The organism is Psychrobacillus sp. FSL W7-1493 (assembly GCF_038004905.1).
Lineage (GTDB): Bacteria > Bacillota > Bacilli > Bacillales_A > Planococcaceae > Psychrobacillus.
In genome coordinates this window covers 1,535,491-1,549,263 of sequence record NZ_JBBOSB010000001.1, presented here as the reverse complement: position 1 = coordinate 1,549,263, position 13,773 = coordinate 1,535,491, and the positions used below count along the sequence as shown (strand labels likewise).

Genomic DNA, 13,773 nt, shown 5'->3' with positions numbered 1-13,773 from the left:
CATCTATATAAGAGAAATAGTTATTATTAATATCATTTCTACTGCCACACTGGTAATACACCAAATGATGCCAGGAACAACAAGTGACTTAGTATCACCCTTTGTAGACACATGTAAATTAAATGAGCCCTTTAACAAATTATAAACAGCTGCGAAGCATATAATTGCCATTACACTCCCCATTAATCTATAAGTAGATCTTTCAATATCAATCATTTGATGGGTATAGGCATAGATTAAAAAAAATTTCAAAATAAACAGCACAGAAATTATGCTTAAAAGTGTATACAAAACCTTCTTTTTAACTTTAAGCCAAATAGCATTCTGTAAACCAAGTGCGCTAATCGCTACAAGCTGCCCAAGAGCCGCCACGACAAATAAACTCGATAAATTATAGCTTTTCGTTTCCTCTATTTGTTCTCCTGATAAACTAGGAGAATAAAGATCTCCCTCCATTTAGTATTTCCTCCCTTCCTACTTATGGTATATACATAATTTTCTATTTATTCCCTTGTAAAGTCAAATATTTATATAATAATCGTGCAGCAATTTCATAAACCCCATTTTTACTGTAAAATACGAACATTAAAGAGAAAATCATTTTACCGAGCTTATAAATTCGTATAATTTTAATTGCTATAATATTCTAACGGTTCATTTAGTCAAAAAGACAGGAAAAAACAAAAAAGCTTTCCATCCCTGTTAGAATGGAAAGCTAGCAACAAGATTAAATTTTTCCTTAGCCAAATAGATTGCAGACTGTTTTAGTCGCAGTTTGCTAGTTGATTAATTACTTTAAAACATTTTTCTTATGCCACTTAAGATACTTTTTATGCTCTTCCTGTCGTTTTATACGTATTTTCGAATGAATCATATATTTTTCATAATCCATTTCTTTTATACGATCTGAAATATGGATTTTACCTTGACCATCAAATGCAATATACCCCTTTCTATATAATGCATCATGGTTTGAGCAAAGCAAGATTCCATTAAAGGGATCGAGTTTTTCTTCCTCTGTACTGTCTTTCCAAGCCTTTGCTGGTGAAGCATGTAACAAATCTGAAGAATTAATGCTACAGATAGCACATTCATTATCCCATATCGGAGAAAGGGCTAGCTTAAACCTTTGCTTACCTTTACGGATTTTCGACTTTGCCTCCGACTCCATTATTGCTATGATTTGTAGTAGGAGATTGCGTTCCTTAAACAGAACTGGACTGATCGCAAATTCCAGCTGTTCTTGTTTTTCAAGGTTTACATTCATCTCGGCTATTAACTCTAGAAGCTTGATAGCCAATAGCTCGTTACAGGGATAAAGATACCCTTGGTTTCCATCCCCATTTTCTTGAAAAGCTGAATACTTTATCGGGAGTAATAACTCTATCTCTTGAAAATATTCCTTAATACTTAATGGGTTATGTAACTCCTCATAAGATGTTTCTACTAGATATCCCTTTTTCTGATATTCCTTGTCATAAGGGTTAACTGCCTCGTAGTAATCTCTTTTAGCAATACTAACTGCCACAATATCACCTTTTACATAATGGAAAATGCAGTCCCCTGCTTGCACTTCTTTCATACGCTCCCAAAACGGTGGACGCATCCCACTCTTATCAACCTGTTTGGACCAAATAATACTGTGCTGTTTTTCTTCTATATACGTTTGTCCTTGCATGACAATATAAAAATTCATATCAATACCTCTACTCTCCAATAAACCATTACAAATATTATAGCAAAAAAACAACAAAATATTATAGGTTAATACCTCTTCCAATTTTAGTTAGATTATTAAAAAAAGTTCGAAAAGCATATATATAACAGCTCTTTCCATTCATAACAAAATGAAGAGAAAAAATATATGAAAATAACTACTATAATATGATAAGGTAGAATATCTAGAAATTAAATTTAGAAGGTGAAGAAGTGTTAGAAGTAAATGAAAGTAAGTTAGATCAATATATAGTGCATTATGCAGGAGATTCACTCATTTTAGGTGACGAAGCTTATCCCCAGCCTGAGGTTATACTAGAAGCAGCGTTCACTCAGCTAGCATTTAACAAAGTGGATTTTGAACAACAATATGATTTTTTCCACCAAACAGATTTAGGCTTAAACGAAGTATACACATACGTGAAAACTATCTTTGAAAATAAAAATAGCTTCTTAGAACAATCCAAGAATATAGCAGTTCATTTACAAAGTGTGTCCCAGCACCCTAATATTAAAAACGGTGAATTATTTATCGGACTGTTTGAAAACTGCATTTGGAATACAGAAGCTAAAAGAGCTATTTCCATCGTTAAAATCGATGAAAAAGAAATGTATTTAGACGTTAAAAATGAACAAGAAAAAGTTATTGTAAACGGTGTAGATGGTATAAACGTAAAGAAAATAAACAACATAGCGGTAATTCTAGATATGGGTGCAGACGCACCACCAGCTGTTTTTATGAAAACGAAGAAAAAGGAAGATGTTGTTTACTGGCAAGAACGTTTTTTAAATATTAGAGTCGCGGACGAGCATTTCCAAAAAACTAGTCTTGCTCTAACAGAGTGCAAAAAATATATCGTAAAAGAAGAGAGCTTTACGAATACAGAAAAGCTAGGACTTCTTAATAAGACACTCGATTACTTTAGAAACGAAGAAGCATTTGAAGTAGACGAATATATAGAAACGGTATTTGAAAAAGCGGATCAAGTACAAAAGGATATTATTATAAATTCAGTAAAACCTTTTGAAACTGTTATTTCAGAAAGTGCGATTGCTAAGATTGAAAAGAATTATAAGCGTAAAATCAAGCTAGATTCTAATATTGAAATACAAGTGAACGTTAGAGATATCGAGCAAGTTGAACAGCTGATTGAGGTTGGTTATGATGAAGTGACCAATCGTAAATTTTATAAGATTTACTTCCAAGAAGAGCTATAAAAGAATACTATCTTGTTTATTATAAAAAAGGCTATCTAAGAGATGAGTAGATTCATCTCTTAGATAGCTTATTTGATATTATTGAATTGTCTCCGTCGATTGAACTGCTTCGGGTTTCTGATGTTTCTTTTCACTTTCTGTCACATATAGGGCACATGTTAAATCTCCAGTACAATTGACCATTGTTCGTGTCATGTCTAGTAAGCGGTCGATACCAATGATTAACGCGATACCTTCTACTGGTAAATTAACAGATTCCAGCACCATAGCCAGCATGATCATGCCTGCTCCCGGTACAGCCGCAGTTCCTATAGAGGCAAGTACAGCCGTTATTACAACAGTAAGCATTTGGACAAACGTTAAATCAACGCCATATACCTGAGCAATAAAAATGGTTGCAACCCCTTGCATAATAGCTGTTCCATCCATGTTAACTGTTGCTCCTAAAGGTTGTACGAAACTACTAATCCCCTTTGGAACTCCAAGTTTATTTTGTGCAATATCCATAGAAACTGGCAAAGTAGCACTACTACTTGAAGTACCGAAAGCGACAGTTAAAGCAGGGATATATTCTTTAATGACCTTCACTGGGTTTTGTTTAGCTAAAACCTTCAATGCCCCCCCGTAGACGATAACTGAATGAACAGCTAATGCTAAGAATACGACAAACATATACATAAGCATTACTTTTAATGCGTCAAATCCTTGTTTACCTACAGCCGAAGCTAATAACCCAAATGTACCGATCGGCGCAAATTTCATAACTAATGTCACCAAAAACATCATCAGCTCATTTGCCTGCTCCATAAGTCTTTGAACACTTTCTACCTTGCTTCCTAAATAGCTAATACCTAAACCAATAAATACAGCAAAGAAAATAATTTGGAGCATATCTCCGCTAGCCATTGCTTCAATTGGATTAGCTGGGATTATACCTAGAAGTGTTTCAGAAACTGGTGGTGCTTCTGCCGCTTCATAATCAGTTGCTCCGACTTCAAATTGCCCACTTTCTCCTGGTTGGAAAACTAATGCAAGTATTATTCCTATTGTAATCGCTATAGCTGTTGTAGTTAAAAAGAAAAGCATAGCCTTTGCGCCCATGCGCCCCAGCGATTTAGGATCTCCTATATTAGCAACCCCTACTGCTATGGAGAAAAATACTAAAGGTACAATCAACATTTTTATGAGATTTAAAAATATTGTTCCTAATGGTGTAAACAAATAATTGTCTGCCGTTTTAAAAAAATCAGGTGCAGCTAAATTCAAAATCACCCCAACGAGTGCACCCAGTACTAATGCCCACAAAATCTTAGTTGCTAACTTCATTTGACCACCCTTTACTTTAAAATATTATATAAAAAAAACTATTAGCAGGTTAGTGATCTCTTTGTTTAAATAACTGCCGCATCCTTAACACGAATAAAGAAAATAATACTATAAGTATTTGATCGAATCTTCTATTATGTAAATCCTTTAATCTCATTATTCGATGTTTTCTAAAAACAAGATACCCAATTAAACTAATCACTTACTTGCTAATACTTTTTATTAATTTAACTTAACTTTCTACTTTATAAGTTCCACAAAATAATAGATTCTAATCCTAAATATTAAAAAGTTTAGATTTTTTAGCTTAAAAAGTTATTTTAGGCACTAAATACTAATTGTCTTTTATACCAAAATAGCATCATTCCCAGTAAAGAGAGTGATGCTATTTAAAATGTAATTTAAATAAAGATACCAACTAAAGTTGCTGTTAAGAAAGATACCATAGTAGCAGCGACTAATAACTTAAGACCATGTTTCGAAATAATAGAAGCTTTCTCTCCATTAATTGCTTGAAGAGAACCACTGACAATTCCGATAGAACTGAAATTTGCAAAACTAATCAAGAATACAGAAACTACTGCAACTGTTTTCTCCGATAGGTTAGGAATTTGATCTCTAAATTGTAGCATTGCTACGAATTCATTTGTTGCAAGCTTAGTACCCATCGTTTGACCTGCTATTAAAATCTCACTTGCAGGAACACCCATTAACCAAGCAATTGGAGCAAATACATATCCTAAGATCTCAGTAAATGTGATACCGACTGTAGCTTGGAACCCTGCATCGATTAACGCCATTAAACCTACATAAGCAACAAGCATAGCAGCAACGATTAATGCCACTCTACCACCATCTAAAGCACCCATTGAGATAGATTCAAATAATGATTTAGCCTGTGACGCTTCCTTGATGTCAATAACTTCTTCTTCTGTTGAAGAATCCGGAGCAATAATTATACCGATGATCAAACCTGATAAAGCATTTAGAGCCATGGCACCTAAAACATATTTAGCTGGCAGCATCGTAATATATGAACCCATTATAGATGCGGATGCAGATGCCATAGATGTAATAGCCATCACAAATAATTTGTTTTTATCCATCTTAAGGACATGTGATTTAATAGCTAAAATACCTTCTGATTGACCGAAGAAAATATTATTTACCGCATGGAAAGTACTTACACGAGATAACCCTGTAATTTTAGATAAGAATCCACCTAAATACTTAATAATGATTGGTAAAACACGTAAGTAAGTTAAAACCGAAAGTAGCATAGATGTAAAGATAAGAATCACTAATACATTTATAAAGAATACGGATCCACCTTCTGGTACCCATCCACCTACTACAAAGTTAACCCCTTCTCGTCCAATGTTAATGACTTTAGTAAACCCATTCCCAATTCCTTCTATTACAGTTAATCCTACTGTAGTTTTAAACATGATTAATGTTAAAACCACTTGAAGAACCAACATAACCCCAACAGCTCTATAATTAATTGCTTTCTTATTATTGCTTATTAGATAAGCTAATCCTAAGACTACAACTAACCCCAGTATTCCAATTAAAATTGACATTCTCTCTACCTCAATTTTTCTATATTTTAGTTTCAACAGCTATTACTTGTTGTATTTTGTTAGTTCGCAAAAGCACTAAAGTCTCTTTCTAAAGAAGTACAGAGTAAGTTCTAAATAATTTTAGAAAACGTGATTGGGACCGCTTTCAAAACCATGTGAAATGTAGATTGATGTCTCAACTGATTTCCATTATCGTTTAAAATTAGTAAACAAAAACGCTTTCAAAAAATAATATTTTAAAATTACTGGATGTGCTTCCTCTGCGTTGCTTCTAGTACTTTTACTCGTTTTGTCATTCTACATTGAAAATATTATTTTAGTCAAATAATTAATATTTTAAAATTTTTAAAACAACTAAATGCCTAATATTCAAAATTTTCCCTTGGAATAAGCATTAGGAACTACGGAACACTAATAATTTCTATTTAATAGAAATTTTTATAGGTCATATTTCTCTCCACAAAAAAAGAAAGAAGGAGTTGTTAGTAAACTCACTTCTTTCTAATGGAAGTTAATAGTAATATTATTCAATATTTCTGTGTTTTTTAGGAAGGTATTACCACAATATAATTTGAAATTATACGCTTTACTCACATATCTATACTTTAATAATCCTACATAAAACCGCTAAACCAAATTCCTAAGAATGTTCCAACGTAATTCCCAATAATATATCCTAATGTCCCAACTATTAAGATTGGGCCTACTAAATTACTCCATCCCTTCGCTATTGCCAGCGCTGCAGCTGTGGTTGGTCCTCCAATATTGGCATTTACGGCGAGTAGTGTTTCTTCTAATTCGAATTTGAATACCTTCGCCCCTACTAAAGAAATAGTAAGATTAATAGCTACAATGATAAAAGCAAAAACTAACAACAAAGGAGCATTATTAATAATTAATGGTATGGACGCTGGAATACCTATTACAACAAAGAAAATATGAATGAGATAAGTTCCAATTTCTTGGCTTCCTCTTAACGAATCAAAGAATTTTGGAAACAATAATAGAGCAAGGAAAGTAAATGTCGTTAACAACAAATACTGATCTCCTATTAATCCGTTCAAAAGATTGAAAAGAAAATTTACATCTTCTCCTGATGGGATAAGCGTATCAAACCAAGTTGATACCTTTTTTGCTAAAATCACTAATGCAAATGCTATTCCCACTGACAGAGCTATATCTTTTAATGATATCTCTTTCGGTTTCCAGTAAGTCTTCGCCTGATTATCCTTGTCGTAATTCCCTCTAGATTCTAACTCATCTATATGAGGTGTCTTATACTTTTTACGGAAAAATTGCATGGTAGGAATGATCATTAATATCACAAACAAAAGCGCCATGTTCAAATTATCAGCAACTACTGCTGAGGATACAAGCTCACCAGGTGTCTCAAACTTAGCAGACATAGCTGCGAAGTTAACTCCCCCTCCTATATAACTAGCACTAAACATTGCAGCTAGCTTATCCAGCAGTGGTATATAATCCTTTAATATAAAAAATGCAATAATCGTTCCAGCAACAGTCCCAATGGAGCTAATCAAGAAAATCATTAAGAGCCTGCCACTTTCTTTAAATAGCTTCTTAATATTTACATGAAAAAGGAGCAGTGGTATAGCAAGAGGAACAATTATAGTCCATACCGAATCATAAACTGCAGATTCCGTTGGTATGATCCCTGTATTAGAGAGTAATATAGCAATCAATAATGCAATAATGGCTCCAGTTATTTTGGCTGCCCAACTAAACCTCTGCTCCAAAAAGATACTTAATGAAGCAACGATAACAATGATTCCCCAAAGTGTAAGGGTATCATCCGCTTGTATTAATGTATTTCCCATATTCTCCTCCTAATTTAAACATAGTTATGTAAAGGTTTCTCAAAAATACCTCCTTTCTTTTATCTATTATATTATTAATATTTAAATTTTCAAAATATATGCCATACCGAAACATTGGATAGCTTTTAAAGGATGTATTATAATTTACTGTGCTACATCAAAGAAGAGATTAGACGAGGAGCAATACATAATGAAAAAATTTATGAACCAACCTGAGAATATGGTGATGGAAATGTGTAACGGATTAGTCCTAGCACATCCAGAGCTAGAATTTTTAAAGAAGTATAAAATTATTAAAAAGAAAACGATTGATAATAACAAAGTAAGCCTAATTAGTGGTGGAGGTAGCGGACATGAGCCTGCACACGCTGGATTTGTAGGCAAAGGTATGCTCGATGCAGCTGTTTGTGGAGATGTATTTGCCTCCCCTTCTCAAATCCAAGTGTACCAAGCTATTAAGGCAACAGCTGGTGAAAAAGGTCTTTTAATGATCATCAAAAACTATAGCGGTGATATGATGAATTTTAAAAATGGTGCTGCTTTAGCCATAGAAGATGGTATTCAGGTGGACTATGTGAAGGTAGACGATGATATTGCTGTAGAAGACAGCTTGTATACAGTAGGAAGACGAGGAGTTGCCGGTACTGTTTTTGTTCACAAATTAGCCGGAGCTGCTGCAGCGGAAGGTAAAGATTTAAATGAAGTCAAAATAGTAGCCGAAAAAGCTGCATCTAACGTACGGAGCATTGGTGTAGCTTTTACGTCTTGTACCGTGCCTGCAAAAGGAACACCAACCTTTAAATTAGCTGAGGACGAAATAGAATACGGTGTAGGTATCCATGGAGAGCCTGGTATAAAACGAGAAAAAATGCTTTCTGCGGATGAGCTAGCAGATCGAATGACTACTGACCTTATAATAGATTTAGGTATTAACGAAGAGGATGAAATTGCAGTATTAGTAAATGGCTTTGGAGCAACTCCTTTACAAGAATTGTACTTGTTAAACAACTCAGTTACACGAGTACTATCACATAAGAACATTAAAGTGAATCGCATGTTCGTAGGCAATTATATGACGAGCATCGATATGGCCGGGGCTTCTCTAACATTTCTAAAATTAGATGATGAACTAAAGGACTTACTGTCAAAACCTAGTGACACTCCAGCCTTTAGAGTAGACGGACCAGTTGATCCAATTGAATATACGGAAGTGTTAGAGGAAAAGACAGAAAAGCTAGTATCCTTTAAAACTGAAACTGATGAAGGCTATGCGTTAATACAGAACGAAAAATTAACCTTACACAACATGATTTACTTAATAGATAAAATGAGTGAAGTTATTATACTAAACGAGGTGCCTTTTTGCGAATTAGATTCCCATGCTGGAGACGGTGATTTTGGGATGAGTGTGGCTAAAGGTTTTAAGCAATTGAAAAGAGATTGGAATGACATTATTCAGCAGCGCGACCTAAACATCGGATCATTTTTACACAGTTGTTCCCTAGTAATTATGGAATATTGCGGAGGAGCATCAGGACCTATTTGGGGATCTGCATTCAGAGCGGCTGGAAAAGCGACAATGGATAAACATGAATTGTCCTTAACTGAGTTTGCTGACATGCTTCAGGAAGCTGTAAAAGGAATACAAGCTACTGGAGAACGTTCCTTTGGCCGTGGTGCAGAAGTAGGAGATAAAACATTAATTGATGCTTTAATACCCTGTGCAGAATCTTGGATGGATAGCAGCTCTTCAGAAAAAACATTTAAAATAGCGTTTGAACAAGGTGCTATTGCTGCAGTTGAAGGTGCCGAAAAGACAAAAGACATTGTAGCTCGTATGGGACGAGCAGGCACAGTAGGTGAACGAAGCCTCGGTTACCCCGATGCAGGTGCCTATGGCTTAGGAGTAATCTTTACAGAGCTTTCCAACTCTATCAAATAACGATAAACGACCTATCTCTCCATAAGGAGGATAGGTCGTTTTAAATTATATTCTTTTTATTTTTACATTGGTAATCAATTCAACACCTTTTCTCTTTTTACCACGCTTTTTCTCTTACTGGATAATATTCTCTCCAAACGATTCCGATTATATCGTTGTGCTATTATAATTGGACCATTAAATAATAAGGCATACGCGACCATGACCCATCCTGCCCACAAAGGATTCCAAAGAAAAAAGAAAATTGAAGGTAAGATAGATAGCCAATGGGTCAGTTCTGCCCTTCTAGACTCTATTAAAAACTTGAAAAGATAATCCCTATTTTTACTTATAAGACTCTTTTTCTCAAAGCCCTTTTGGATGATTTTTGTTCCATCAGGTATCAGATGCTTCCATTTTTTAACTTGGAAAAGTCGTGACCATAGCTGATTTGATTTTTCCCATTCTCTTATACGATATAAATTATTATCATTTTCAAATTTACTTGAAGGAATAGCCGCCATGCAAAGCGATATAGCTATGTGAAAAAAAGCCCATGCTACTATATCTATTAAAACAGTTTCCATTATAGGTAACTCTACTAGCTGTATTGGATTCCCTTTATACATTTATTTTTCTACCTTTCCAAGTAACCGTACGAAACACCTTTGTTCGCACCAGTGACCAGGAGAAGATTCCAATAAAAAAGAAAAATAATATTGGATAAATTATAAATACATAAAGTCTAAAGTTACCAGTACGTCGTGCCATTAAATAGACTTGTACCATAAACCCTATATAACAAATACAAGCAATAGCAATCCATGAGAGAGAACCAATGTAAAATCCTAATATCAGTAATGCAATGGGAAGAAAACTTCCAGTGATCCAAGTACTTATTAACGACATTACAAGTGGATGCGTAGACCGAGAGGCAGTACCAAAGTTTTTTGTCCATCCTTCGATTAATGAGTTCATGCCTTCCGGATACATTTGAAAATTAAGTACTCCTCTACCGCTAACACATCGCACAGGTATACCAATTTTTTTAAAAGCCTTAGCAAGCTCAAAATCATCCATAATCGCCTCACCAACAACAAAATGTCCTCCAGCATCCATATAGTCCTTTCGGGATGTTAGAATACAGGGACCGAATGCTCCAGCACTTTCCAATCGCGTACTCCACACAGTAAAGACATTCATGCCAGTTATCACAATAATATTAAAAATGGCAGAAAAGTTTTCATACAGCTTACTAACCTTGTGATAAGGCTGAACTGATAAAATACCTCTCTCTTTTTGCGATTGATAGTTTAAAGCTAACGTTTTTAAGCTATTCTCGTTTTCCAGCCTTGTGTCAGCATCTAAAAATAATAACCATTCTCCAGTTGCAGCCTTTGAGCCGATCCAGCAAGCGGCAGATTTTCCCTTCCAGCTAAGGTCTCCTTCATGGGTTTGTATAACCCTGCATCTAAAGTCTTTCGCAATTTGTACTGTCCTGTCAGTGGATTCATCATCAACAACAATAATTTCCTTCGGCTTTAGAGACTGTTTTTGTAATGATTCAAGCAATGGTTGTAAGCGCCCCTCCTCATTTCTTGCTGGAATAATAACTGTGATAGAAGGGTTTCCAGATAGTTCTTCTTTTATTTGTCCCGGTACTGGGATTTTCCAAAGCATCAGAACACCACAAACCATTGCTAGGATGAGAAAAGCAACTATAATCATAAAAAGTAACTGTAACATAAGCCCACCTCTTCCTTATGATTCTTTTCTGTCTCTCTCCTCTATCATCCCGCTCACCTGCTGACCACTTAGTGTAACCATAGGCATACCGCCACCTGGATTCACTGTGCCGCCTACAAAGTATAGATTATCGTAAAGCTCACTATGTTTAGTATTCTTAAATCCGTGATTTTTCTTTTTCGAGGAAACTGTTCCATAAATAGAACCTCTATGGGAATAATACGTACGTTCAATGTCATGTGGTGTCCACATATCCTCCGTGACAATATGCTGTCGAAGCCCTTCCAATCCCATTTTTTCAAGCTTAATCAATACTCGTTCCCTTAGCTCTAAATAATCTTTATCCGTAAAGGGCTTATCTTGTATATAAGGAATATGAGGTAATATTTTTATATTTTCATGTCCAGGAGGCGCCTGACTCGGGTCTGTTTTATTTGTATTTACCAAATAGATCGTTGGGTCATCAGGTAGCTCATAGCGATGAAAAACCTGATTCATTTGTTCTTTCAAGTTATCCGAAAAGAAAAAGTTATGGTGAGCTAATTGAGGATATTTTTTATTAACTCCTAGATGTAATACTAAACCCGAGCTTGAAGGTTCAAACTTATCCTCCAGCTTTTCTACATAGGCTGGCTCTTCTTCTAATAACTTTTCATATGCAGGAATTACCTCCATATTAGAGATAAAATAATCTGCACTAACTCTTGTTCCATCGGCAAGCTCTGCAGAAGCAATACGCTTAGCTCCGTCTCTATGTAATTGCTTTACCTCTTTTCCAGTGTGGAATGATATTCCAAGCTCCTTGCCAAGCTTCACCATCCCACGGGCGATTCCATGCATACCTCCCGGAACATACCATACACCCTGTGCATGCTGCATATAAATCATCATATTTAGTACTGCGGGTGCATCATACGGAGATGAGCCAACATACTTAATAAAGTAAGAAAGCATAGTTCTTAAATTAGGATTGCTTATTCTCTTTTTTATCCCATCATACATAGTAGAAAAATAATCAAAGCCTTTTAGTGACTCTATGAATCCATGCTGCTTAAATACGTCCATGGTGCTATCTAATCCTTTACCTAAATACCCTTCTTCTGTTACTTCATATATTCTTTTTGCATATAGAAGGAATGCCTCGTACTCTCGTATATCCTTTGCTGACAAGCTCATATTTTCCTTTGCCATCTTTTCAAGATCCCCGTATAGATCAATAGTTGTTCCATCTGTAAAAAAGGAACGCCACTCATGCTCTAATCTAAATGTCGATATATAATCTGACATATTACGGTCACTACGTGTAAATAGTCGGTTAAAGATATGTGGCATTGTAAGAATAGAGGGACCTAAATCAAATCCAAAACCATCTTGTTCTAGTCGATTTAGCTTTCCGCCTAGATGATTGTTTTTCTCATAAAGGGAAACAGAATAACCTGCCTGTGCCAATGAAATAGCCGCAGATAGTCCACCTAATCCCCCACCTATTATTACGACAGTTTTTTGTTGTTCTACCATTATGAAAGCACCTTCCTATTCACTACAAAACGAGCTGCCTGATGGATTTTTTGCATCTCAGTTGGTGAAACATAATTTTTCACATGAAAACAATCATAATTATTTTTTCTCACCGCATTTAATATACCGCGATAAACCTTTGCTGCTAGTAATACCTGAAAACGACTATCCTCATCAAAATAAAAGATAGAATGAAAGAAATGGTCGTATAACTCCTCCGCATGGTGCGCTAGGGATTCCCAAATGCGAATAAAACTGGAGTTAATCGAGGCATTCTTCAAATCATCTGCGCTGTATAACTCTGAAGCTAAAAGAGACTGAGGTATATAAATTCTATTTTTTACCTGGTAATCTTCGCCGATGTCTCGCAGAATATTCGTAATTTGCATAGCTATACCGAGGCTAATAGCCTGCTCTGTTAAATCTATGCTACTGCCTTGTGCGAGGACAGGTAAAAGCATTAAGCCAACTGTTCCAGCTACATAATAGCTGTATTTCTCCAATTCCTTAAGCGTCATTGGTTCAGTAAAATTTATATCCATCCGCTGACCCTCCAATTGCTCATAAAAGGGTTCAATGCTCATGTTATATCTATTAAATACATCCCGAAGTGCTAGCCACATCGGATGTTGTATTTCTTCGCCTTTCTCAAAAAGCTGCAGCTCCTTTTTTAAGCGTTCCAGTTCTTCCTTTTGTCTAACCTTGGAACCATTCTCGTCGACACTGTCGTCTGCTCTCCTGCAAAAAGTATAAATAGCAAATACAGCATTCGCTTTATCCTCTGGCAGCTGGCTAAATGCGAAATAAAAGCTCCTCGAGTTCTTTTTAATGACTTCTTCACAATACCGATAGTAATCCTTTACAGTTGTATCCTGTTTTCTCACCAAATCCTTCGCCTCCTTCTAAT

The 13,773-nt window shown here is 35.5% G+C and carries 11 protein-coding genes; 2 read left to right on the top strand and 9 right to left on the bottom strand.

What is annotated here, in order from left to right; all coding sequences use genetic code 11:
* Positions 1-3 precede the first annotated feature (3 nt).
* Positions 4-456, bottom strand: a complete 453-nt coding sequence (locus MKX96_RS07860; RefSeq protein ID WP_340883111.1) for a hypothetical protein — start codon at positions 454-456, stop codon at positions 4-6.
* A gap of 334 nt (positions 457-790) precedes the next feature.
* A complete protein-coding gene (locus tag MKX96_RS07855; protein WP_340883110.1) occupies positions 791-1,696 on the bottom strand; it encodes an HNH endonuclease in 906 nt (301 codons plus the stop codon).
* Positions 1,697-1,929: 233 nt separating this feature from the next.
* On the opposite strand from MKX96_RS07855, the gene MKX96_RS07850 reads away from it, so the two are divergent.
* A complete protein-coding gene (locus tag MKX96_RS07850; RefSeq protein ID WP_340883109.1) occupies positions 1,930-2,934 on the top strand; it encodes a hypothetical protein in 1,005 nt (334 codons plus the stop codon).
* A gap of 78 nt (positions 2,935-3,012) precedes the next feature.
* On the opposite strand, the gene MKX96_RS07845 is transcribed toward MKX96_RS07850, so the two are convergent.
* From MKX96_RS07845 to MKX96_RS07835, 3 genes are all read right to left on the bottom strand, one after another.
* Positions 3,013-4,260, bottom strand: coding sequence for a dicarboxylate/amino acid:cation symporter (locus MKX96_RS07845; RefSeq protein ID WP_340883108.1), 1,248 nt, complete (start codon positions 4,258-4,260; stop codon positions 3,013-3,015).
* Positions 4,261-4,661: 401 nt separating this feature from the next.
* The gene (locus tag MKX96_RS07840) at positions 4,662-5,843 is read right to left on the bottom strand and encodes a NupC/NupG family nucleoside CNT transporter (RefSeq protein ID WP_340883107.1); all 1,182 of its coding nucleotides are present in this window, start codon (positions 5,841-5,843) and stop codon (positions 4,662-4,664) included.
* A 614-nt stretch (positions 5,844-6,457) separates the two neighbouring features.
* Positions 6,458-7,681, bottom strand: a complete 1,224-nt coding sequence (locus tag MKX96_RS07835; protein ID WP_340883106.1) for a DUF819 family protein — start codon at positions 7,679-7,681, stop codon at positions 6,458-6,460.
* Between the two features lie 190 nt (positions 7,682-7,871).
* On the opposite strand from MKX96_RS07835, the gene dhaK reads away from it, so the two are divergent.
* Positions 7,872-9,623 (top strand): dihydroxyacetone kinase subunit DhaK, encoded by a 1,752-nt coding sequence (gene dhaK, locus MKX96_RS07830; protein ID WP_340883105.1) that lies wholly within the window; start codon positions 7,872-7,874, stop codon positions 9,621-9,623.
* Positions 9,624-9,697: 74 nt separating this feature from the next.
* Here the strand turns inward: dhaK and MKX96_RS07825 are convergent, their stop codons facing one another.
* From MKX96_RS07825 to MKX96_RS07810, 4 genes are read right to left on the bottom strand one after another with little or no spacing between them, the layout of a single operon-like run.
* A complete protein-coding gene (locus MKX96_RS07825; protein WP_340883104.1) occupies positions 9,698-10,231 on the bottom strand; it encodes a glycosyl-4,4'-diaponeurosporenoate acyltransferase CrtO family protein in 534 nt (177 codons plus the stop codon).
* Entirely contained in the window at positions 10,224-11,348 is a 1,125-nt protein-coding gene (locus MKX96_RS07820) for a glycosyltransferase (RefSeq protein ID WP_340883103.1), read from the bottom strand. The genes MKX96_RS07825 and MKX96_RS07820 overlap by 8 nt, the downstream gene beginning before the upstream one ends.
* Before the next feature lie 15 nt (positions 11,349-11,363).
* Entirely contained in the window at positions 11,364-12,866 is a 1,503-nt protein-coding gene (locus MKX96_RS07815; RefSeq protein ID WP_340883102.1) for a phytoene desaturase family protein, read from the bottom strand.
* Positions 12,866-13,750: a phytoene/squalene synthase family protein gene (locus MKX96_RS07810; RefSeq protein WP_340885922.1), complete on the bottom strand. Its 885-nt coding sequence runs from the start codon at positions 13,748-13,750 to the stop codon at positions 12,866-12,868. The genes MKX96_RS07815 and MKX96_RS07810 overlap by 1 nt, the downstream gene beginning before the upstream one ends.
* Positions 13,751-13,773 lie beyond the last annotated feature (23 nt).